The sequence below is a fragment of the Lacrimispora xylanisolvens genome, assembly GCF_002934545.1.
GTDB classification, from domain to species: Bacteria; Bacillota; Clostridia; order Lachnospirales; family Lachnospiraceae; genus Lacrimispora; species Lacrimispora xylanisolvens.
In genome coordinates, this window is sequence record NZ_PTJA01000009.1 from 105,843 (window position 1) to 129,462 (window position 23,620).

At 41.9% G+C, this 23,620-nt stretch carries 19 protein-coding genes; 1 reads left to right on the forward strand and 18 read right to left on the reverse strand.

Annotated features, from left to right (window positions below; genetic code table 11):
• Positions 1 to 62: 62 nt before the first annotated feature.
• The 18 genes from BXY41_RS16885 to BXY41_RS16975 all read right to left on the reverse strand — a co-directional run bounded on the left by BXY41_RS16885 (position 63) and on the right by BXY41_RS16975 (position 22,493).
• Positions 63 to 629, reverse strand: coding sequence for a flavodoxin family protein (locus BXY41_RS16885; protein WP_104438039.1), 567 nt, complete (start codon positions 627 to 629; stop codon positions 63 to 65).
• Positions 630 to 785: 156 nt separating this feature from the next.
• On the reverse strand, positions 786 to 1,274 hold the full coding sequence (locus BXY41_RS16890; protein WP_104438040.1) for a MarR family transcriptional regulator: 489 nt from the start codon (positions 1,272 to 1,274) through the stop codon (positions 786 to 788).
• A 24-nt stretch (positions 1,275 to 1,298) separates the two neighbouring features.
• On the reverse strand, positions 1,299 to 1,754 hold the full coding sequence (locus tag BXY41_RS16895) for a metallophosphoesterase family protein (RefSeq protein WP_104438041.1): 456 nt from the start codon (positions 1,752 to 1,754) through the stop codon (positions 1,299 to 1,301).
• Positions 1,755 to 1,942: 188 nt separating this feature from the next.
• Positions 1,943 to 2,347, reverse strand: coding sequence for an iron chaperone (locus BXY41_RS16905; RefSeq protein ID WP_104438043.1), 405 nt, complete (start codon positions 2,345 to 2,347; stop codon positions 1,943 to 1,945).
• Positions 2,348 to 2,390: 43 nt separating this feature from the next.
• Positions 2,391 to 3,284, reverse strand: coding sequence for an EamA family transporter (locus BXY41_RS16910; RefSeq protein ID WP_104438044.1), 894 nt, complete (start codon positions 3,282 to 3,284; stop codon positions 2,391 to 2,393).
• A 399-nt stretch (positions 3,285 to 3,683) separates the two neighbouring features.
• Positions 3,684 to 4,454 (reverse strand): 4,5-DOPA-extradiol-dioxygenase, encoded by a 771-nt coding sequence (gene ygiD / locus BXY41_RS16915; protein WP_104438045.1) that lies wholly within the window; start codon positions 4,452 to 4,454, stop codon positions 3,684 to 3,686.
• 121 nt (positions 4,455 to 4,575) lie between these two features.
• A complete protein-coding gene (locus BXY41_RS16920; protein WP_242980227.1) occupies positions 4,576 to 5,136 on the reverse strand; it encodes a bifunctional transcriptional activator/DNA repair enzyme AdaA in 561 nt (186 codons plus the stop codon).
• Positions 5,124 to 5,774 (reverse strand): DNA-3-methyladenine glycosylase family protein, encoded by a 651-nt coding sequence (locus BXY41_RS16925; protein ID WP_104438046.1) that lies wholly within the window; start codon positions 5,772 to 5,774, stop codon positions 5,124 to 5,126. The genes BXY41_RS16920 and BXY41_RS16925 overlap by 13 nt, the downstream gene beginning before the upstream one ends.
• Entirely contained in the window at positions 5,761 to 6,231 is a 471-nt protein-coding gene (locus BXY41_RS16930; protein ID WP_104438047.1) for a methylated-DNA--[protein]-cysteine S-methyltransferase, read from the reverse strand. The genes BXY41_RS16925 and BXY41_RS16930 overlap by 14 nt, the downstream gene beginning before the upstream one ends.
• Positions 6,232 to 6,368: 137 nt before the next feature.
• Positions 6,369 to 6,887, reverse strand: coding sequence for a dihydrofolate reductase family protein (locus BXY41_RS16935; RefSeq protein WP_104438157.1), 519 nt, complete (start codon positions 6,885 to 6,887; stop codon positions 6,369 to 6,371).
• Positions 6,888 to 6,915: 28 nt separating this feature from the next.
• Positions 6,916 to 7,785: a PhzF family phenazine biosynthesis protein gene (locus tag BXY41_RS16940; protein ID WP_104438048.1), complete on the reverse strand. Its 870-nt coding sequence runs from the start codon at positions 7,783 to 7,785 to the stop codon at positions 6,916 to 6,918.
• Between the two features lie 2 nt (positions 7,786 to 7,787).
• Positions 7,788 to 9,575 (reverse strand): ABC transporter ATP-binding protein, encoded by a 1,788-nt coding sequence (locus tag BXY41_RS16945; RefSeq protein WP_104438049.1) that lies wholly within the window; start codon positions 9,573 to 9,575, stop codon positions 7,788 to 7,790.
• Positions 9,572 to 11,353 (reverse strand): ABC transporter ATP-binding protein, encoded by a 1,782-nt coding sequence (locus BXY41_RS16950; RefSeq protein ID WP_242980228.1) that lies wholly within the window; start codon positions 11,351 to 11,353, stop codon positions 9,572 to 9,574. Before BXY41_RS16950 ends, BXY41_RS16945 begins: the two co-directional genes overlap by 4 nt.
• 53 nt (positions 11,354 to 11,406) lie before the next feature.
• Positions 11,407 to 12,813 (reverse strand): zinc-binding metallopeptidase family protein, encoded by a 1,407-nt coding sequence (locus tag BXY41_RS16955; protein ID WP_104438050.1) that lies wholly within the window; start codon positions 12,811 to 12,813, stop codon positions 11,407 to 11,409.
• A gap of 26 nt (positions 12,814 to 12,839) precedes the next feature.
• Positions 12,840 to 13,457 (reverse strand): HDIG domain-containing metalloprotein, encoded by a 618-nt coding sequence (locus tag BXY41_RS16960; RefSeq protein WP_104438051.1) that lies wholly within the window; start codon positions 13,455 to 13,457, stop codon positions 12,840 to 12,842.
• 36 nt (positions 13,458 to 13,493) lie between these two features.
• A complete protein-coding gene (locus tag BXY41_RS16965) occupies positions 13,494 to 15,887 on the reverse strand; it encodes a glycoside hydrolase family 94 protein (protein ID WP_104438052.1) in 2,394 nt (797 codons plus the stop codon).
• A gap of 5 nt (positions 15,888 to 15,892) precedes the next feature.
• Positions 15,893 to 21,697, reverse strand: a complete 5,805-nt coding sequence (locus tag BXY41_RS16970) for a glucoamylase family protein (RefSeq protein WP_104438053.1) — start codon at positions 21,695 to 21,697, stop codon at positions 15,893 to 15,895.
• A gap of 145 nt (positions 21,698 to 21,842) precedes the next feature.
• Positions 21,843 to 22,493, reverse strand: a complete 651-nt coding sequence (locus BXY41_RS16975; RefSeq protein ID WP_104438054.1) for a GNAT family N-acetyltransferase — start codon at positions 22,491 to 22,493, stop codon at positions 21,843 to 21,845.
• A gap of 530 nt (positions 22,494 to 23,023) precedes the next feature.
• On the opposite strand from BXY41_RS16975, the gene BXY41_RS16980 reads away from it, so the two are divergent.
• The gene (locus BXY41_RS16980; RefSeq protein ID WP_104438055.1) at positions 23,024 to 23,608 is read left to right on the forward strand and encodes a TetR/AcrR family transcriptional regulator; all 585 of its coding nucleotides are present in this window, start codon (positions 23,024 to 23,026) and stop codon (positions 23,606 to 23,608) included.
• Positions 23,609 to 23,620: the final 12 nt, after the last annotated feature.

A 23,620-nucleotide genomic window follows, 5' to 3' on the forward strand; every position in this document is an offset into this window, starting at 1 on the left:
AAACTATAATCAGATCATTTTGCATTTAACATCATTGTATGACAAATTTCCAAATAATACAATTAAATACTTGCTAAACTGGAACCCAGATGCTTTAATTCCCTGCATAAATCTTCTCTGTCATGTATCGATCCGTTTCGCAAATCAGTGACAACCGGAACCTCCTTTACATTAAATTCCAGAGTTCGAAACATCTGATTTGTATAATCGATATACGGCTGAAACAGATCTGCATTGGGATTGCCCTGGTTAAAAGAAAGAACCATTTGTTTCTTAACAGCATTTTCTTTAAAGTAGGGAGAGAACCTTGGAGAAAACCGTGCAAACAACCTGTCGGTAAATATCTTTCCCTGAGCACTCATCTGACCCATGTAGATTGGCAGGCCTAAGATGATAACATCTGTATACTCCATGGCATCATATATTTTCTGCATATCATCCTTAATAACACAGCCCTGATCGCTCTTATGGCAGGCCCAGCATCCCCTGCAAGGTTTTATATTAAGATCGCTGAAACGAAAGGACTGGGTTTGGGCGCCCTGTTCTCTTGCGCCCTCCAGCATTTTATTTACGATAAAAGCAGTATTGCCCTCTTTTCGCTCACTGGCGATAATTCCTATTATGTTCATTTATTTCCTCCTTTTAACTTTGAATATCATTGGTTTTGTCTTTTTGTTTCCTAAGACCCATAATTACATGGTAATACTTTTTTGTGTCCTTGTCAACAATAATAGTGTAATAAAAAGCAGCCCTCTTTTTCTTCATTTGGGCTGCCTCTCCATCAGTTATAATTTATCACACCAGCCAGACGTAATATCCACCCCCAGCTTTTTTATCTCTGCATCTAAATGTTGATTAAATTTTTCCGCAAAATTAAGCATATTGTCATACTGCTCTTCTGTTATTTTATCAAATACCGCTTTATCCCGCTCTTTATATTCTTTATGCAATTCCTCATGTACTTTGTATATCTGATCACCCTGTTTTGTTAGCCTGAAATACACTTCTTTTCTGTTGTCTGGTTTCTGATAACTTTCAATAAGACCTTTTTCAATAAGCTTTCTGGTCAGCTTACTGATTGCGCTTCTTGTCATATAAAACGTCTCAGCAAGTTTTGTCACATTGGAATCTTTATTTCCGCCAATGTATTCGATACAGTGTACTTCTGAAGGATTATACCCTTTCAGTCTGGTTTTCATTTTAAAGCTGTCAAGCCACATCTTCTTATTAAATAAATCCCAAAGCTCTGACAACACCTGTTCTTCCTTGTCCACAGCCTGTTCCTCCGTCCCTTCAATTTAATCATGGGGAATTATCACCTTTTCATATTGATACTGCCCCCCATCCACAGTCATCCGGCCCATGGTAAGCTCCAAATTGAAGCGCCGCTTACCGCAGCTGCCAGGATTAAGATACAAAACACCATCTATTACTTCTGAGAAGTATTTATGAGAATGCCCATAGATGACTACATCCACCTCTGACAAATGTCTGGGGACATCTTTTCTATTATGAACGATGAAAAATCTGACACCTTCAATGGTGGCAGAAATACTGGCCGGCAGCTCTTTCGCCCAATCCATGTCGTTATTGCCGCGAACCATGTAGGTCTCTCCCAACATCCGGACAGCATCTGCAATGGACGGGGTATCAATATCTCCGGCATGGATTATGCAATTAGCTGCATCCAGTTCAGCCATGACAGACTCTCTTAATATGCCATGAGTATCCGATATGATTGCAATGTGTTTCATTTTTCACCCAGCTTTCAAGCCTTTCATGGTAAAATCCACGAGGTAATCCAATTTCTTCTTTATGGATCTCAATTGTAATGATAGATGTAAATATGGCCATAATCATTGTGCTGTCAATATATACCTCTTTGTTATACCATTCTTTCAGAATCGGATTTGATTTCATTACTCAGACTGTTATGGTTATTTCATGACAACCATTCATAACTCCATTTTGCAATTTCAGCAATTAAATCCAGCGGAAGCGGTTTGTCATAAGGAAGCTGGATCGCGCCCTTACTTGTTTTATACTCCGTCAGCCGTCCTGCAAAATGGACCATCGCATTCTCACCGGGATACACTCCTATATGTTTCTTAAATGCCGCAAAATGAATGATATTATGTCTTTTCCAATATGTGGGCATCTTCCACGAAATACGTTCCTCAGCCTCCGGCAATGCGGTTCGGATTGTATTCCGAACCTGATGTAAAAGCGGCTGAACCTCTTCTGCCTGAGCTTCAATATAGGCGTCTATGGTAGTTGGCGCCTCACTGCAAAAATGATTTTGATCCTGATTTTTAAATTCCCGTCCACATTTTGGGCATTGCCACATAATAGATTTACCTTATCCTTTCCCTGATTACCCGGTCCTTATCTTATCCTTCCATACCAAGTATTACAATACCCACTGCAGCTATGGCAATGACAAGATACTGTTTCCATGACAGTTTCTCCTTCAATATAATTCTTGCCCAGACAAGTGAAAAGATACAGTAAGATGAAATTAACGGAGCTGCAACAATAGCATTATCACCCAAAGCGAAAATATATGCAAATTGTCCTGCTGTTTCAAATACACCTGCAAGAATCTTTGGTTTTTCAGCGGAAAGTTTGATTTTCTGCTTTTTAATGATCACGACATATATAAATGCAAAAACAGCCATCATCAAAAATGTAAACTCATATGCAATATTGGCTGGTCCCTCTGAGATATAACGGTCAAGAACCAATGCATCTGCAAAAGTACCCAGTCCATCAATGATACAGTAAAAAATCGGAAAGAAAATAGCGATAAAACTGTGAGTATATTTCCTGTCGGGAACGATACCAGCCTGCCTTCGTTCTGCATCCTCCTGTTTCTTTTCAAACACAGAAAGAAAGAAAATCCCGATACATACCAATGCCACCGCAAAAAACTGCAACCCGCTCATTGTCTCCTTTAAAATAAAGAAACACAAAAGAGCGGCAACTGCACCTGATGAATTACAAATGGGTGTGGAAACAGAAAGAACTACATAACGCAGGCCTACATAACCAAGTATCATAGCCAGAATATAAAGAAATGATACTGGCAGATAGGTGAGAATATCTGAAATCTGAAACTGGGCACCTCTGCATAATTCAATCACTGCGTGTATTCCCATGATGGTACCCACTGCCATAATCATTTTCCAATGACTGTATTTATCATCTGGCTCTGAACCCATTTTTGAAAAAAGGTCAGAACCACTCCAAAACAATATCGCAATAAGCGAAAGAATAAACCACATTGTATCTCTCCTGTCTTTGTCTTAATCTTGCAGTGGTATATACTGCGATATGATTATAACATGACAGCGAATCTTTTTGATGTATAAATTTTAAATTGTTACTATGTAAAAAATGAATTCAGGGTGTCCGGCTCATATCCAGCCTGACACCCTGATCTTTTATACCAGTTTGCACCTAAATGACTACTCTCTGACAATTATTAATTGCTTATTTGCTCAAACTGGCCGATATTCACAACAGATCCATCCTCTCCAAATTCATAAAGTGTGGCAGTATCCTTATCGGCAGTGGTGATAACCGCAAATAACAAGAGTTTCCAGTTCCTGCAGTATATCGTCACAAATTGCAATGCGGAGCATGGCATTTCCTACGTTTTTCTTTTGGATACTCTCTTAAAATCATTCAAATAAATAGCTGGTCATAGATAAGGACCCCAGCATACAGCTGTTGTTATACACAGTGATCTTATCTTCTTCATCTGATGCTCCCAGCAAATATAAGATCGGATTAAAATGATCCGGCGCAGGTACAGCTAATTTAGCCGCCTCACCCTGACTCATGTAGTGGAGGATATTATCGTGATTTTTGTTTTCAATGTTTGTTTTAATATAATCGTCAAACGAATAGGCCCATTTGAAACCATCATCTTCCATTCCCCAGTCCAGCATTCTCAGATTGTGAACAATATTTCCAGTACCAAATAAAAGAACGCCCTGATCCCTTAAGGATCTCAATTCCTTTCCTATCTGATAATGAACCTGGGGCGGGGCAAACGCATCGATACTGATCTGAAAAACCGGGATATCCCGTTGCGGGTACATATGAGTCAGAACAGACCATGTGCCGTGATCAATGCCCCAGGTATTGTCATATACGCTTTGTTTGCTGATCATATCTTTTACATTACCTGCAAGTCCGGGATTACCAGGTGCATTATATGAAATCTTATATAACTCTTCAGGAAATCCATACATATCATAAACAGTCTTTGGATTTTCCTCATTCATAATCTTTGTACCTTCCGTATACCAATGAGCCGAGATTGATACAATTGATTCAGGTCTTGGGATTTTCTTTGCCATTTCCCTCCACTCCCTGGTATACCGATTATCTTCTATGGCATTCATCGGTGATCCATGGCCTGCAAATATCATGGGCATTTTAGACATAACGTTAACTCCTTTCCCTTTTCTATACATCAGTCAACATCTGATTATCATTACCATAATTAATCAATATTCAGTAATTTAACTTTAATATATCCAGTCCTGTTCATATAGTCAAGCATTTTTAATCAGTGTTTTTTCGGTATTCTTTTGGTGAAACACCTGTCAACTTCCTAAACTGTGCATAAAATGTAGAAAGGCTCTCGAAACCGCTTTGCAGGGAAATCTGCAGAATACTATTATGCGTATGAACAAGCTGATCTTTTGCACTGGCAATGCGCAGCTGGTTTAAATATTCTGATGGGGTTTTCTGATATTGCTCCTGAAACAGCTGTATCATTCGGTTCCTGCTCAGACCCAGTCCTGCAAGCTCTTCTTTTAAACGGCTGCGATCTGTAAAATACTGGTCACATACTTCCTTAATTTTATCCGCTGAATCCTTTAGCGGCTGAAATTCCAGCAAATCCGGGCGACAGCGTTTGCAGGGGCGCAGTCCACTTTCTGCAGCCTGCTTTGCCGTGTCAAAAAAGAGAACGTTTTCCCGCTTTGGACTTTTTGACTTACAGGAAGGCCGGCAGTAAATCCCAGTTGTTTTCACACCATAAAAAAATCTACCGTCATAAGCAGGATTACAGGTCTGGGAAGCCTGCCATTTTTCATCATCTGTTAATTTCACTTCGGACATTTTATCACCTCCTTTTTCTCAATTGACATAGAGTAAAGTTCCCATAAATAGATAGAAGCTACCGACCCATAAGGAGAATATTTACTTCTATAGGAATCAAACTGCTCTTTTGTCAGTTTGGGATTGCCATAGAGTTTTTCCATTCCACGGCGAATGGCAATATCACCAAAGCTGACTACGTCAGGTCTCTCCATATGAATAAGCAGCATTTGTACAGTCCATGGACCTATTCCCTTGAAATTCGTGAGAATACGGATAATCTCGCTGTCCGGTTTTTTTTGAAGACAATCCAGACACAGATTTCCCTCCACAATCTCTTTTGCCAGATCGCAGATACAGATGGATTTTTTCATGGTAATGCCGCATTGTCTCACCTCTTCCGGTGTAAAACCCGAAAGATTCTTTGGAGTGATTTCACCTAAAAGTTCCTGCATTCGTTCCCATACAGTTTTAGCAGCGCGGGTTGAGATCAATTGACCAATAATCCCATTGATCAGTGCTGCAAATGGGTCGGGAATTACCTCGCGCTTTACGTGCCCAAGTCTTACCATCGCTTCACCAAGCACAGGATCAGCAGCGGCAAGATGTGCTGTTTCTTTCATTCCATAATAAAAATACTTATATTTAACAGCTGACATGATTTTTTTCCAATTCTAACAGGGCTTTCTTTATTTCCAGACCACCGGCATAACCTGTTAATTTACTATCTGAACCGACAATACGGTGACAGGGCGTCAAAATAAGTATGGGGTTTTTGCTATTGGCCATACCTACAGCGCGGGAAGCCTCCGGCCGGCCAATCATTTCAGCAACCTGTTTATAACTGCGGGTTTCGCCATAGGGAATCTCCTGCAATGTATTCCAAACCGTCTTCTGAAACTCCGTTCCCTGGGCAGCAAGCTTTAAATTGAATTTTGTGCGGTCTCCTGATAAATATTCCAAAAGCTGCTTTTCAGCTTCTTTTAACAAGGGTGTGATCTGGCTATTTTCTCTGTCCAGTGACTCCTTAGCAAAGAAAAGTTCCGTTATAGCTTCATCCTGTTCTGATATAACAACTGGGCCCAGGATCGTCTGAAATACCACTGTATTTTTCATAAAGTCAACCTCCTTTGTTGGTATTAATTCAGTTTACTCTGTTTTTTTCATTTTATCATCCGATTTTGCACCATGTAATATTAGATTGCAATATGAAAAAACAGCGTTTTCAAATTACGCTGTTTTTTCATATCCCCTCAGGATTGTATTTTCGTATAAATTAGTTCGGCAAATTGTCCGTATTGTTTTACTTCTTTCAAACAAAAACGTTTTAATGATTCCTCCTGGGAAAACAGCGGAATTCCTTTACCTAATAATACTGGAGCAATCTGTATTATCATATTGTCTATCATATCATTATCCAGCAAAGGAGCCAGGATTGTGCCGCCTCCCACAATCCATATGTTTTTTTCTTTATCAAACTGTTTCACAAATTCCACAACATCACAACTGACAGGAGTAAATCCCCTTACTGAAACACTTTTTGAATGTGTTATTACGTAATTTTCAGTTGCAGAGTAAATACTGTCGGCATTATCCATTTTTTCAATTTCATTAAATGTTCGTTTTCCCATAATAGTAACATTCATAGAATGATAGAAATTCTCATAATCTGTTTCTTCTGCATCTCCAGTCTGGTAAAGCCAGTCCAGGTTATGATTTTTATCAGCCAGATAGCCATCCAGAGTAATACATCCATAAAAAAATACGCTCATTTTAACCTTTCTTTCATCTATTAGTTTTTTACAGTTCAACTTCTGATAAAATAAGATTCCTTGCATTTCCGCCCACTCTGACCTCATGAATTTCGTTTTCCATCACTGTCAGGGATACCTGAATTTCAGATGGCCTTTTCATGGAATACCCCTGTTCAAACACAATGTTGGATTCCTGCCCGGCGTTGATTTTGCCATAGTGGTAAAGATAGCATCCCAGAGCACCGTTTGAAGTTCCCGTTGCTGATTCTTCGGGAATCTCATATAACGGAGCAAAATTTCTACAACTGGCGTTTGCGCCATACAGAGATTCCAGGGCAAAAACATGGTAACCAACTACACCATATTTTTGACTGATCAATTTAATTTTTTTCATATCCGGTTTCATTGCATTTAATAGTTCCATACTTTTTACAGGGATCAGAATATCCCGAAGTCCTGTAGATACGATCTGTGCCGGTAAATCCTCCAGCATATGGGAGGCATCAATATTTAATGAGTCTGCAAGTTCATCCTTCTTTACAATTTCAGAAAACACAGGGGCTGACTGATTCATCATGACGGAGTGATCCTCATTTATTTCAATTCCCAGTATTCCGGCTTTTGTCTCCTGTTTATACTTCCCTGGTTTTAGTAAACCCAGGTATGACATGGTATAAAAGGCTGCAATTGTTGCATGACCGCATAAATCAACCTCTTCCTTCGGCGTAAAGAATCTCACTCTGAAATCTGCTATTCCTGACTGCATTACAAAAGCAGTTTCGCTGAATCCCAGAATTGCAGCAATTTTCCCCATTTGCGTTTCCGATAAGGAATCTGCATCAAGTACAACACCTGCTGGATTGCCGCCTTCATTTGTTTTAGCAAATGAATTTAATTGATATACATTTACTTTCATAATTATTTCTCTTCCCTTTCATACCACTGTGCCTGAGCCGCCCACATATCAGCGTATTTGCCTGGGCGGGAAAGCAGTTCCTCATGTGTCCCCATGTCAACAATCTCTCCAGCCTCCAGCACTACGACGCGGTCAGCCAGCTTTGCAGAACCAAGACGGTGAGTCACCACAAGGGCACATTTGCCTTCTGCCAGCCGTTGAAATTGTTTGTAAATTCTGGTCTCCTCAATGGGATCAATGGCGGAGGTAGGTTCATCCAGTACAATAAAGTCATTCACCCGGTATAACCCTCTGGCAATGGCGATCCTCTGCCATTGTCCTCCTGATAGATCAATGCCGCCAAACTCTGGTGAAAGCATATCCTCCATCCGGATACTGCCCTTTTCAAAACCGGCTTCACGAAGTGCCGATTCCGCCTGATCCAAACCGGCTTTTGCCAGACTGTCACTGATAGCCACATTCTCTTCAAGGGTCATTTTGTACCGCTGATATTTCTGAAATACCCCAGATATGCCCTTATATAAAGAGGAAGGAGCAATCTTTGCGGTATCAAGGCCGCCGATGATAACCCTGCCTTCCAACGGGCGGTAAATCCCTGTCAGCAAACGTACAAGGGTACTCTTCCCTGCGCCGTTTTCCCCCACAATGGCAATGGTCTCCCCCTCTGCCAGGTTCAGTGATACGTTTTTCACCGCCGGATTCTCCCTTCCTGGATAGGTATAACTGATTCCGTAAGCTGCCACTCCTTTGGTAAAATCCGGTGTGCTTAAAGAACCGGTGCGATCCGGCATGTCAAGTAAATGCAGGAAGTTGTTAATCTTGCCGATATCCCTGTTCATACTGCCTATGTGTTTGCTTACTATTTCATTCATAATATCGAATATCTGCCCCAGAGCCGCAAACACAGCGGCAAACATACCAACCGTAATTTCCCCATTCATGGTTGCAGTAAAGAGCAGATAAGCCGATGTTCCCATACCTGCAAATGTGGTTATATTCAATACCAGCTGCAGCAGTGCAATTTTCCGCTCTGCCCTCCATATCTTACTGTTAAGCAGCTCCAATGTGTCTGTGAAGAGCTGATTGAAAAATGAAAATGCTCCCAGTATACGGGTTTCTTTAAAATACTCTCTGTCACAGATTGCCTTCTGGTAATATTCATGCTCCCTGCGCAATGGTGCGCTCTGTTCTTCCAGCCTTGTGAACACCCGGATATTTATGGTCTGTGCCAGTATCGCAGGTATAAAAGCTAACAGAAGTGTAATTAACAGCATGGGCTTTAATGTAAACAGATATGTTCCGATTGACAGGAAATATACTCCATAAAAAGAGACACACAAAAACAAAATCATGCAGCATAAAGGAATCGCCTGGATTCCCTCCCTGGCTTTATTAAGATCATCTAAAAAATCTGTGTTTTCAAATTGGGCAGGGTCGATATCTTTTAATTTCCTGTGAAGCAGAACAGTCAGTTTTCCTGATGATTTGGGGAAAAGAATGCCGGTTCCGTGAAAGTTATGAATCCCGTTTAATAGCTGCTGCCCGAACGTTGCACCAGTTAATAAAAACAGAGAAGCCATACAATCCGAAAAGCCCGCTTCGCTGGCAGATGCTTTGGAAATCGTATCAAAAAGATGCTGGGTTGCCACAACTGTCAGGGAAAATGACAGCCCGTGCATGACAGCCAGTATATTTTCAAGGATACAATTAAATGGTGCTGCCTGAAACTGCATTGGTATAATACGGGTAATGACTTGAAAAAACGTATCCTTCTTCTTTACTGTGTTCATAGATACCACCCCCTCTGAGCCTCAAACATCCCTGCATACGACCCGTTTGCTGCCATCAGCTCATCATGGGTTCCCCGTTCTATAATCCTCCCGCTGCCAATGACCAGTATCTCGTCAGCCAGCTTCGTAGAACCAAGACGGTGACTGACAAATACCGTAGTCTTACCCAGCATTAGCCTCTCAAAATCTCTGTATAACAGACTCTCGCTGATGGGATCAAGCGCAGAGGTGGGTTCATCCAGGATTTTAACGGGAGCACGGCTGTTCAGTGAACGGGCAATGGCCACTCTCTGCCACTGACCGCTGGAAAGATCCTGTCCGCCTGCCATAATTTTCCCCAGCGGCGTATCCAGTCCATGGTTCAGACTGTTCACCGTTTCATCTAACCCAGCCAGATGCGCTGCCTCCATCTCATTCCCTTTTCTATGTAAATCCCCAAGAGCTATGTTATCCTTCATTGGTATATAATACCTTGCAAAATCCTGATATACCACAGAAAACAGAGCCTTGACCGCACTGGCAGAATATTCCCTTAGTTCCTTCCCATTGATCAGTATCTCACCCTGGTATTGTGGGAACAAACCTGTTAACAACTTGGTAATTGTTGTTTTGCCTGCACCATTTTTACCAACAAAGGCATAATGACGCCCTGCCTCCATCTTAAACGACATTCCATCTAATACCAGCCGTTCACTTCCCGGGTATCGAAAGCAGACATTGCGAAATTCCAGTGATTTAAATTCTATCGGTTCGGCATCCGGCTCAGTTAATGCGTCTTTTGTCTGACTCATTGCCGCAAATGCAGTTAAATCCTTCATATACTCCCCGACACGTGATATGCTTTCCAGGGAACGGGACATCTGGAAGCCAAGTTTCTGAATCATTCCAAATACTGCGCTTACGATACCCATAAACCAACCCGCTGTCATCTGACCAGTTAACACAGGTCCGATCAGTGTCAATGCCACCAACAGAGAAATCAGAACAAGCAGCAGACTGGATCCCTTAATAAAAAGGAACATTCTGGCCGTCACCCTGAGCTGCAATTTCCGCCCGGCTTCATACAGATTCTGCCATTTACCATTGATCTCATCGCTATAGCCGAACAGGGTACGCTCGTCCACATTATCCCGCCCCGTCAGCACGTCTCCCAGATACTCCGTTCGCCGGTTGAATTTCTCAGCCTCACGCCCAGCCTGGTAGACCTTTCTCCCCGCTCGCACCGACAGCCAGAACATGGGAGCAGAGAAAATTAAGATAATTATTGCTGCCCACCACACCCGGGTTACAATCAATATGAGAACGGAAGCCAGGGATATGATAATCTTCAAAGACTGAATATACGCCTCCACACCTTCCATAATGGAATTAACCGGGTCTCTGGATACCCGTGAAATCAACTCCCAGCTGGTATTATTTTCTATGTGCCTGTAGTCCAATGCTGCATAAATCTTCACCACAGACGGAATCAGTCTGCGTTTAAGATTTAAACGGGTACGAGAGCTGGCAAGCTGGATCAGCGCACCAATGATGGTAGTCACCCCCAGCGTCACTAACAGCAGTACCAATGGCAGATAAATATCATTACGTGGACGGACGCCCTTTAATATAGCAGATGCCGTGTCCACAAAATCAGCTGTTACCAGAGCCAGAGCCCCCGTCTGCATAATGGATTGGGTAACAGACAAGAGTATATCTGTAACCATACAGACAGGGGAAGCTGCCAATGCCAGCTTCAGTGCGTCAAATGAACGATAATTTTTATTGATTTCAATCACACCCGACTCCCCCAGTTTCAGATCAAATCTTCACTTCATTACTACGATACCATTCACCATGTTCTTCCATAAAAGAATGAATACCCGTCAGATTTTCCAAGTTGTTTATTCGGCGTTTTATCCACCATAATTGTTGCTTTTAACAGTGATTTCACCTGTTCCCTCATTAAGCTGACGTTAAACTTGTCTATCTCTCTGTCCTTGCTGTTCGCCATCAGATAATCTGGCATCTGGATCAGTCCAATGACCGGAATTCCTGCTTCAAACAGAGGCTGGCTTTCCCCAAATTCAAACTTGTTGTGGCCTCTGAGTGTGACAGTACGAGTCAGGCTTCTGTCTTCCACCGCCTTTTCCCAGATCTTTCCCAGCCAGGCATTTCCCACGTATGTGTACTCTGTCTGGATGTTTCCAGTTGCCTTATATTGTCCGTCCTCATTCTCTTTCCACTCCATGCTGCCCAGATGTTCTACCGTAATTCCTGCAACGGCTTTTTTATTACCGTTTTTCCCATCCCATAGTTCCCGGTGACCCATTAACCAGGTTGAGGTAGCCTGTGATGTTCCTTTAAATACCGGTAAACGGAAATGTCCGGTAACAAATGAAAATATCATGGTACGATTCAGCTGTTTGTTTTTAAGATACCGGATCATGGAAAGTATACCAATTGCACCATTCTCCTCCACCACATTAATTCCGTCTGTATGTGTATTAATAAGAATGGTCTCATCCTTATTTTTCCCTTCCAGTATTACATGAAAACTTTCGGTTGGAGCATTGACCTGTTTGTCTGCTTCTAATATCACAGTTCCCTGTTCCTGTCTTTTCGCAGCCGCAATTACCTTTTTTCCCTCCGTCTCATTCACCCAAACGGCCGGAATTCCCATATATTCATCGGTAAATGGCAGATACTGATCTTTCACCTTTTCATCTGCCACTCCCTTCCAGATTAATATAACCGCTTTAACTCCCTTCTCCTTTGCCTTCTTTAAACCAGGATTTCTTAACACAGAGGTAAGTACCAGATCACCGTCACCTGAGGTAATCCTGGTGCCGTCCGGAAATGCTCTTCGTTTATTTATAATCAGACCAAGGGGAAGCTTTTTAATCATTTTAATTTCTACAACTGCAATTTTACCTTTTGCCTTACTAAAATCTCTGTTTTTTATATGAATCAACTCTCCTGTTATTCCATTTTCATCTGTTTCTCCGGAATATGGATAAGCTGAGGATACAGGAATATCTTCCTGGTTTATTTTTAAAGCACTTCTCTTTTCTTCCCATCGCTCAAATGGATAGGTGTCACTATAAATCGGAAGCCCCATCTCTTCCAACTGCTGCTTTAACCATGCAATAAATTCCTGATGACCTTTTGAGCCGGTTGTCCGGCTGCCAAACCCATTCATTATTTCTATTTCTTTCCTCATAGTCTCTTCTGAATCTAATCTGCTCTTTTGTATCATGGCTTGCTCCTTATATATAATAGCTTTTATCTCAACATCATTTTCTGAAATTTTCTTACTATTTCCTTTTCGTAATCCGGATCACTGTTTCCCCTGCCAATGCGGTCACAAAGCCCCAGCAGTGCAACTTCATTGACATCCGTCTCCTGTTTCATTTTGACGGCATCTCCAAATGGAAGTTTCTCCGTAACATACAAAATGTGCATATGATACTTAACCAGTTTTGCCACGGACTTAATCCAGGAAACATCACCGGTAAAACAGGATAAAAAATCTTCTGTCAGCTGTTCTCCCTCAAAATCATGATTATAGGAGGTGATTTTCTCTCTCTTTATTTTTGTGGTCCCCGGTTTACCAATATCATGAAGCAGCGCCGCCCACATCAGGGTTCGTTCCGATTGACTCTCCCGTTTCCGCTTTGCTGCTTCATTCACCACCATCATCGTATGAGCCCACACACTGCCTTCCGGATGGTAACGTTTTGACTGGGGTGTATCCTTTAGTTTTAACAGCATGGAAAACGGATACTCAGAAAACCACGGTTCCCTGCTGATTTGTTCCAGATATTCGGATGGACAGCTATCATGGAGCAGGTGATCGTCTATCTTAAGAAACTGCTCTTTCTTATATTCTTTATCTGACATGAAATTTGCCTTTCTTCCTGTTAACTGCCTTTTTAATCATACCATAATATGATGCTTTTCTCCATCATCTTCCAGCACAATTCTGTTTCCCTGTATCGCCTTTTGGTCTAAAATAATGGATTCCGTTGTCAGTTTCCCCTTGCTTCTGCTCTCAACCCTGATTTCGTAATAAGAGCTTCCATATTTGTACTCAATGGTAAAATCCCCAAAGTCTGCAGGCGTTGCCGGATCAATCACCAGTTCATTCCCTTCTTTTCGTATTCCCAGAAACCAGTTTAACAGCCCCTGATACATCCAGCCTGCGGAACCGGTATACCAGCTCCAGCCGCCTCTTCCTGTATAAGGCGGGCTTAATGATATATCAGCTGTCATCACATAAGGTTCTTTTTCGTAACGAAGAACCTCTTTCTTTTTCTGCGTAATATAGATGGGATTCAGAATGGTGAACAGGGTCTGTGCCATGTCATAATCGTGCTCCATTGCCGTTGCAATTGCAAGCCACACCGCTGCATGAGTATACTGACCTCCATTTTCCCGGATGCCCGGAATATAATTTTTGATATAGCCCGGATTTTTACTTGTTTTATGAAAAGGAGGAGCAAGAAGTAAGGAAAGGGCATCCTCCTCCCGTACCAGATAACGCCATGCTGACTGCATTGCTGTCCTGGCACGGTCTGCACGGGCTCCTTTTGAGATTACACTCCAGGACTGGCTGATAGAATCAATTCTGCATTCATCATTTTCCTTTGATCCCAGCTTGGAACCATCGTCATAAAAGGCCCGCAGATACCATTCCCCATCCCAGGCATGTTCTTCGATGCTTTGCTGCAGAGTTTCCCGTTTCTGCTCCAGTTCCTGTCCGTAGGCCTCTTCCCCTTCCTGTTTGCATAAAGGAATGAAATCCCCTAATACGGTATACAAAAACCAGGCAAGCCATACACTTTCGCCCTTTCCCTGTATTCCCACCTCATTCATACCGTCATTCCAGTCGCCTCCGCCCATAAGGGGAAGTCCATGCTCTCCGAAAAATGTCCGGTCAATGGTCTTTTTACAATGTTCATAGACGCTTCCGGTTTGCTGGGATACTTCAGGAGTAAACATGACATCATGCTGATCCTCCTTGAGTACCGGACCTTTAATATATGGCACTGTTTCTTTTAAAATCGAATAATCTCCCGTGTTTTGAATATAAGCAGCGGTACAATAAGGCAGCCAAAGCAGGTCATCGGTGATTCGTGTCCTCACCCCGATACCCATGGGAGGATGCCACCAATGCTGGACATCTCCTTCTTCAAACTGTCTGCTGCAGGCAATGAGTATCTGACTGCGTAAAATACCCGGATCTGCAAAAAGCAGAGAAAGGGTATCCTGTAGCTGGTCCCGGTATCCATAAGCTCCACCGCATTGATAAAATCCGGCTCTTGCCTGTATCCGGCAGGATAATGTCTGATAGAGCAGCCAGCCATTAACCAGGATATCAACTGCCCGGTCATTTGTCTTAACCTGAATGGTTCCTAATAATTTGTCCCAGTGGGCTCTGACCTGTTCCAGTTCTTTCTCTGACACAGTCACATCTCTATATCTGTTTCTGATCTGATTGATCTCATTTAAGCTGCTGCTCTGCCCCAGTCCAAATACCACCGTTTTACTTTCCTGCGGCTGAATTGCTATGGATACCTGGATTGCGCCGCAGGAATCATAGCACACTCCGGTATTGCAGGTGAGCTTGACTTCTGCTCCCCTGGGTTCTCTGATACTGCCCTTTTGTCCCAGAAACTCCTGTCTGTCTCCGGTATAACCCACAATTGTCTCATTGGAAAACAGGTAGGCATAGTTGTTTTGAAAGTTCATGGTGTAAATGTTTTTTGCGTACAAATATTCATGTTCATTGTCATAGGAAGTGAGAATATAGGGATCGGTCTGCTCTCTTTGGGTTCCCAGCACCCATTCTACATAATAGGTCAGGCTTAAATACTTCACTTTATCCGACTGATTCTTAAGGGTTAAGTTCCATAGTTTTAATGAATCATGAAGAGGGCAAAATACAGTCAGCTCCTGCTCAACCATCGATTCCTCATGAAGGAACCGGCTGTATCCAAACCCATGCCTTACCCGGTATATGCCTCTGTCAGATCTGCCCAGAGACATCGGAGTCATTACCTCTCCGGTTATTTCATCCAGTATATAGATTGCCTCCCCCGCCCTGTCACTGACCGGATCGTTGGACCAGGGTGTAAGCTTATTCTCCCGGCTGTTAACGCTCCAGGTAAAGCCTGCTCCCGACTCCGATATCTGGAAACCAAAATCCTTGTTTGAAATCACATTAATCCAGGGTGCCGGCGGCCTGTTATTTCCGTCCAGCAGAATTTCATATTCTCTGCCATCACAGACAAATCCTCCAAAGCCATTAAAAAACTCATAATTCTCCATAAGTCCTAATATTCCTCCAGCAGCTCCAATTGATTTTCTTTCCGTTTTGTAAAATAAATACCTGTTTTCTCTGAAAATACCACCCGTGCAACCGTATACAGCAAATCAATCTCTGCCGGCAGAAGCTCATACGTATGCAGGGTAAAGAAGCTGGTCTTACCGCTTCCGGAATCATAGATACGCAGAGAACTGGTCAGATCATTGATTAATTGATCCACTTCCTGAAGATAACCATATTTGGAATCCACCAGGATAACCAGATCTACCATTACAAGATTTACTCTTAAATATTCGTAAGCCTTTAATACATCCTTGATGATCCGCTCTTCTTCAATGGACCGGACTACAAAAAGCAGAATGGGATTATCTCCGGAAATACCGAATTTCCACAAGAAACTCTGATTCTTAAAATTTCTCCGGATATTCTCATGAGGTCCCCGGAAAATACTGCAAGGATAAAATATGGGACTGATCATATCCTGGAAGGAGTTGAGCTGTGTTTTGGTAATCTCCAGGTACTTTAATTCCAGATTACTTTGAAGCCGGAATTTCTCCAGAAGATCATCAATCCGGTAACTTACATTTAATTCCTCTGCAATTTTTACTGCCTCTTCTCTCCTGCTGCATACACCAGTAATAAAAGTTAAACTGGCTGATTCACCTGCACCGATACATAGCTGTACCCGAATGCTCATAATGGGATCGTTGCAAAAACCAGGATCATTAAAAAAGGCAATGCTGTTTACCACACAATCGGGATTTTCCAGGGTATTGTTTCTGCCGATAAATCGTTTTCTGTCATTTTCAAATTCAACCTTTTTGCATCGTTTTTCATCGGTTTTTACCATATGCATAACGTAAGGATTGTCGGACTCATTCTTTTGACGTCTTTTCGCCAGGAAGATATTCTGTTCTTTTACATACTCACTTTCAAGAAAGAGTTTATTAAACGCCGGATGGCTGATTTCTGCCATATGAGTATCGTCTACTACTTCCATATAACTGGTCACCTCCAGCTGCTTTTCCTCATTTCCAAGATTGGTCAGTGTGACTTTTCGAATCTCAAAATTGCGATCTGCATTCAGGCTGACAATCATATGCGTGGAAATGTCCCCATCCTTTCGTTTAAATTCCGCCTGATGGGGGCTGAAAATCACATGATACTCTTCCGGCTCGATCCGGGTGGGGTGATAGGCAGCACTCCAGTATTTTCCCTGCTTCTTGTCCTTGATATAGATATAGTTTCCTGTATTGGCATAGACATCCGATCTCCAGCGGTAAAGCATGCGGTCCTCATATTGACTGAACCCATCCCCGTCTGAGGTAATCATCAGGGAATACTTCCCGTTTGACAGATAATTTACAATGGGTGTGGTTAAGCCGGTATGATTGATATACCGGTTATTGTAACGGTCTTCTGTAAAAAGAGGTTTTCCGATTTTTATGGTATACCCCTGTTTCGCAATGGAAATCAAATAAGACTGGCGTTTTTCTTCCAGCAAAACTTCCGTTGCCTTTATCATCATTTCCGCGTGAAACCGTTCTTTCAGAATTCCTTCATTCAGGTAATTATTAATTGCAGCCAGATTCATCCCCTGATGATGTGCCATATAGGATTTCACAATGCAGTAAGGTTTTAAATCCACGGAACTGGGCACATCAAAATCAATGGATTCATAGAAGCCATAATCACCGTAAGCGCCTAATTCTTTCAGCCTCTTTAAATTGCTGATACATTCCTTTTCTGCTGTATCCAGTGCCAGTATTGTTGCATAGGGTGCCACTACCAGAGAATCCTTACGGACAGGCTGAAGCCTTATCTTAGGGACGCCGAATGCCTTATACTGGTAATTGGCATTTAAATCAAAACGGTAATATTGGGATTCTGATATTCCCCAGGGGATGTCTGATTCTTTTGCATACTTCATCTGCTGGAGCACTGCTGCTTTAGAGGTCTGTTCATAGACAGAGCCTTCATATTCCTTCAATACAAGATTGGGCATCAGATACTCAAACATGGTGCCGCTCCAGGATACGAAGCATGGAATCCCCTTCACGACCGTTAACGGCCTTCCCAGTTTATACCAGTGTTTTAATGGTACTTCTCCCATCGCCACAGCAAGCAGACTTGTAAGTGATGATTCCGATGCCATCAGGTCGTAGCAGCCATCGTCTAACGTATGGGAGGAGACATGATATCCGATATGAAACAGCATTCTCTTCTCATCAAATAAAAATCGAAAATCCACATTCGCCAGCATGCTGTCTATTTTACTGCATAGGGTTCTGATTCGGGCTGTCAGCATCTCATCGGGACTTCCGGGCTTGTCAAGCTGCTCTAACAGACCATTTTTCAGTGTGATCATATGCCCCCAGAAATTACCGCTGTCTACCGTTGATATATAGGCAGGGTTAAGCACCTCCAATGTTTCAATGTGATACCAGTTATAGAGATGTCCCTTCCATTTCTCCATTTTCTGCACTGTCTCCATCAGGTTTTCGATTGCTTCCACTGTGGAGTTTAACGTCTCAAATCCAAGATCCATGGCTGAAAGAATTGACAGAAACTGAAGCCCGATATTGGTGGGAGATGTCTTATCACTGATTCTTTCAGCTTTTGAGGCCTTATAGTTATCCGGACAGAGCCAGTTCCTCTCCTTTGTGGAAAAATCTTTAAAAAACTGCCAGGTTCTGCGGGCGGTATCCATGAGAAGTTCCTGATTCTCCGCCTGATCTTTTTGATGGTGTATGATTTTTTGCTGGCTGATCCGGTAAGCGGCTTCAAAAGCCAGTAACCAGTCTGCCATGATAAGAGCTGCCAGACACATTCCTGCCAGGGACAGATTGCCAGATAACAAGAGTAATAAAAGGCAAAATGCAGGGAGAAGGGAACTCCACATCGTGAGGAAATAACCTTTTCTGGTATTGATCACCGAGGCATCCACGGATTCAGCCGTATTCCAGCGAAGGAGGTTTTTCTTGCTGATCATTAACCGGTACAGTGTTCTGACAATTGCATCCAGCGCCACATAAGCGCGGTAAGGCATGATTGTAAATTCCAGAAATGCTCTGACAAACATTACCGAAAGTTCTTTTAAAAATCCTTTATATACAAACGCAAGCTTTGGCCGGATAAGCTTTTGAGTGATCACAGCCAATAGTAAAATAATCAGATTAAACAGATCATTGAAGAAAACAAGAGGCAGCCAAAGATAATAGGCTTCTGGCAGCCATAAAAAGTTCAGGAGTATAAACAAGGTTTTACTAAACGGAACCAGACTTCTTCTTAGGTTGTCAAAAATTTTCCATCTGGACAGGGGGCTTAGGCTTCTGCCATCCGCAGTTTTCCTCATAAACAGCCAGGGCACCAGCTGCCAGTCTCCCCGCAGCCACCGGTGTTCTCTTTTTGTAAATGATAAAACGCTGTTTGGGAAATTATCCATAATCCTGGCTGTACTGGAAAAAGCCGTTCTTGCATAACAGCTTTCAAAAAGGTCATGGCTGAGAATCCTGTTTTCCGGTACTTTATTATGAAGTACCGTACGAAAGGCTTTCCAGTCATAGATCCCTTTCCCGATATAGATTCCCTGGTTGAAAATATCCTGATAGATATCAGATATCACAGTTCCATAATGAGCAAGTCCGGTTTCTCCGCCGAATATTTTTGTAAACCAGCTGGCATTCTTATCCGCAATATGATTTCTGACGGAGGGCTGGATGATCACATAGCCTTCCTCTACCTTCCTGCCTGACGTGTCAAGGACCGGTCTGTTTAACGGATGATCAATCAATCCCACCAGTTTTGCTGCATTGTCACGAATCAGATTGGTATCTGCATCCAGTGTAATCACATACTGGAAAGTGGTGAGTAGATTTTCATCACAATAAATGTCTGTAAAAGTGGTACTGTCTTTTCCTGCCCCGTCTAAAAGGTTATTAAACTCTTCCAGTTTTCCTCGTTTTCTCTCCCAGCCCATATAGCAGTTCTCTGCCTGATTCCATTTACGGCAGCGAAAGAACAGGGAAAAACGCTGTTCCTTTGACGGGTACAGCTCATTTAACTCTTTCATGCGCTCCACAAGGGCACTTTGGATTACGTCATCCTTTGGCATGGACTGTTCCTTAGAGTCTTCATAATCAAGAAGCAATGCAAAAAAAAGATTTGGCTGCCGGTTTGCAAGATAATGCTTCTGTAAACGTTCCATATATTGAAGTCCCTGCTCCTTAGAGGATACAATAACCGGCATGACTACAAAGGTTCTTGCATCTTCCGGAATTTCTTCCAGATAGTCAAGAGCAGGTATCTTTCTCACCGTTATTCTTCTGGTGAATATAAAATTAACTATTTCCATGGAGATGCCCATTAACAGCGGCATAGCCGTCAAAACAATAATCACAGACCTTCCAGCAGACCGAATGCCGCCAATACTCCTGAACAGATACAGCAAACAGACTTCCAGTCCCAGAAACAGGAGAATCAGGCATAAGAAATAAAGAGATCCTACGGCATTCCATTTTTTCCTGATCTTTTTCGGAATTGGTTTTCCTAATGCCTTTGCTTTTAAAAGGGGATACCCCTTTCCCAGGAGATAGGCTCCCACGTGGTGAGAGCAATAAAGACCCTCCTGCCCACCAACAGCCAGCTCCAGACAGTCTTTTGCAATCTTTTCTTCCAGAAGCCGGAAGCGGAGAGATAATTTAACGATTACTCCGCGGTACATTCCTCTGGACTCCAGATCCATTTTAGAATAAACACCTGCCGGATCCTGGGATAAAATCTGTTCCAGTGCAGAATAGGTCTCAAAAAACTTTTCCTCATCGACTTCATTGATATCTCTTAAGCTGACGATTAATGTCCTGATATTTGTTTCCAGAAAGGATTGTATTCTTCCTTCTTCCTGGTATACGGAAGAAGTCTTCATCTGTTTGTCCTTTGAAGCAAAATGATATTTTAAATATTTTTGAATGGAAGCCTCATCAAAGGACATATTCTTCATCAGATAGATCACATGAGCGTGAAAGGAATAGTTATGCTTTAAGTTATCCTCTGTTTTGCAAAGCAGCGCTGATAAATCGGCAGATCCCCGTTTTTGTTCCAGCTTTTCCGTGAGAAATTTTTCTGCCTTTGATTTTACATCGATCATATGAAGTATTTCATCTGCAACTGCGATGATTTCTTCCAGAATGCAAAAGCCCAGCATTTCCGGTAAAACCCAGATCTCTTTGTCCGTAAGCGCAATCTTTTGCTGATAGGCAGTTAACATGACTGAGATGTTTTCTTCACTTAGATGCCCGCCGGAAAGAGCCACCATCTTTTTTGCCACAACATAGATCCGGGGGAAATTATGGTATTCTTTCGCCTTCAGAATTGGCAGCACGGCATAGCTGGTTCCGGAAGTACGTACTTTTTTCATCTCCCGGTACATCAGCTGGAAATTATCATAGAGCCAGCGTGCAGCTGGAATCAGGGAAATAATACCTGGAGACAGGGCCGAAATTCTGTCTCTGATCCGATTCAGTTTTTTATAAGCGGCCTGATTATAATCGTTTAATACAAAACTGTTTCCCGTAAGCCGGACCTGGCTGTGCCCGTCAGCCAGTTCAAGCATCTGTTTCTCCCATTCACCCGGTCCCGGCTTATCTCCTGTTACCTGAAAGCAGGAGGGGAAATGTATATTTTTATCAAAATGATAGAACCTGTAATAGAGCATAAATAAAATAGAGCAGATTAACAAACTCAGTATTACTAAAGCCACCGGAAGAAACGGTGAATTTATATTAAAATTAATTTTTTCCATTAAGATCTGCAATAGAAGCGCTCCTCCTTATTTAAGAATCCTTCCCATATGATGGCATCTCTTTTTACATAGTTTGCCTGTTTTTACAAAAAAAATGCCACAATATAATATTGTGACATTTTTTACGAATTTTATTATGGTCCCGGGATCTTTATTTTTAAGTGGGATTCACATTCATACGGAAGCTCCAGTTACCAACTGCCGATTCCGACATCTGAATGGTGGTATAATCAAATTCAGTAAATCCATTTTTCAGATAAAATTTTTTATTTATTTCTGTATTTGTGAAGGTAATAAATGTCTCCGGTTCATTCCCTATACTCTGTTCTTTTATATAAGGTATGATACATTCATTTAACATCTTACTACCCAATTGCTGGCCTCTGCAAGCTCGATCCACTGCCAGTGATTCCAGCTGCCAGGAATGTTCTTTTATGCCGCTTCCAGGTTTGTGCCCTGTTTCAAGAACATTTAAAAACTTCAGGATTCCTGGAAGGCTCGCTTTTTTAAACAGTTTAAATGCACCAGCCCGAAAATAATCAAGCAGACTGACTTCTTCGCTGTAAGGGCGTACCAGAATGGCAAAGCTTTTTATTCTTCCATTGTCCTCACCTACAAAGAATTCACTTTTTTTGTAATAAGCTTTTATATAAACATAATAAACTTCACACATAAAATAAAGAAACCGGCCAGGTTCTCTAAATTCTCTTTTTATATCGTTACACATTGGATAGTCAATAAATGTTAAAGCGCACATTCTTGCTATCTCCTTTAATTCTTCCTTTTTTGGTCTTCTATAATTGATCATTTTCTACTCCTTTTTTAATTTAGTTGATATGACATCTGTGCATTTACCTGTACAATTGTATTATATCTGAACTGCAGTTGCTTTTCTACAATCAATTTCAGGCTCAAATGTCTGCTAAGCGATAAAATATGGCCTATATGTCGCATTACCAAAATTTAACTGACTGAAAGAAGAGATCGCCACCTTGACTGGGGGCAGAGGCAAAGAAATATCTGCTGCTTTGCCTCAAATGGTATAGAAGAGATCTCAAAAATGGAGAAATAGGACAAATATAGGTGAAAAATTTTATTGATGCCCCGCAAACTGCATAATGGCGGGGCAGCCGTAATGAACTGACTGCTGCTTTGCCTCAAATAGGGATAGAGAAGATTGAAAAATCAGAGATGTGAGGCAGAGGAGTGAAAAAGAGGTTATCAATGCCTCACTTTATTTGAAATAGTAATACCAGTTGTTTTAACTATATAAGTGTATTATAATTGTACCAGAGTCGTTTTTTTACACTAATATTAAATACGGGAGGACGTAAATCAATGGGTGCTAAAGATCAGGATGACAGACGGGTAAGAAAAACAAAAAGAGCGTTGCGGGATGGGCTTGCTGAAATAATGGTAACCAAGGATATTCGTAACATAACGGTACGGGAATTAACGGATAAAGTTGATATCCACAGGGCCACTTTTTATGCTCATTATAAAGATATCTATGATCTTTATGAACAGATGGAGAATGCGGTTGCCGCAGAACTCAATGACCTGATTATTCAGAACTATGAACAACCGGCCACCTATTTTTATAAAGTAATTTTTGAATACATTTTGGAAAATAAACAATTATGCCGTATGCTGTTCAGCACCAATGGAGAAGGCAGCTTTGCTGTACGTCTTAATGATTTGTTTGAGGAGAAATGTATTGAAACGTGGTGTAAGGATTGGAAACATTCTGAAATCGGCGAAGAACTGACTTATCATGTCCGTTATCATGTCCAGGGCTGCCTGGCGATTATCAGTAAATGGGTTAATTCCGGTTTTGCATATCCGGCAGATAAGCTGGTTGAGATAATATCGGATATTGACAGAAATATGGAATATGCTGTAATGAAAAAGCAAAAAAAATAAACTAGAGGCAGA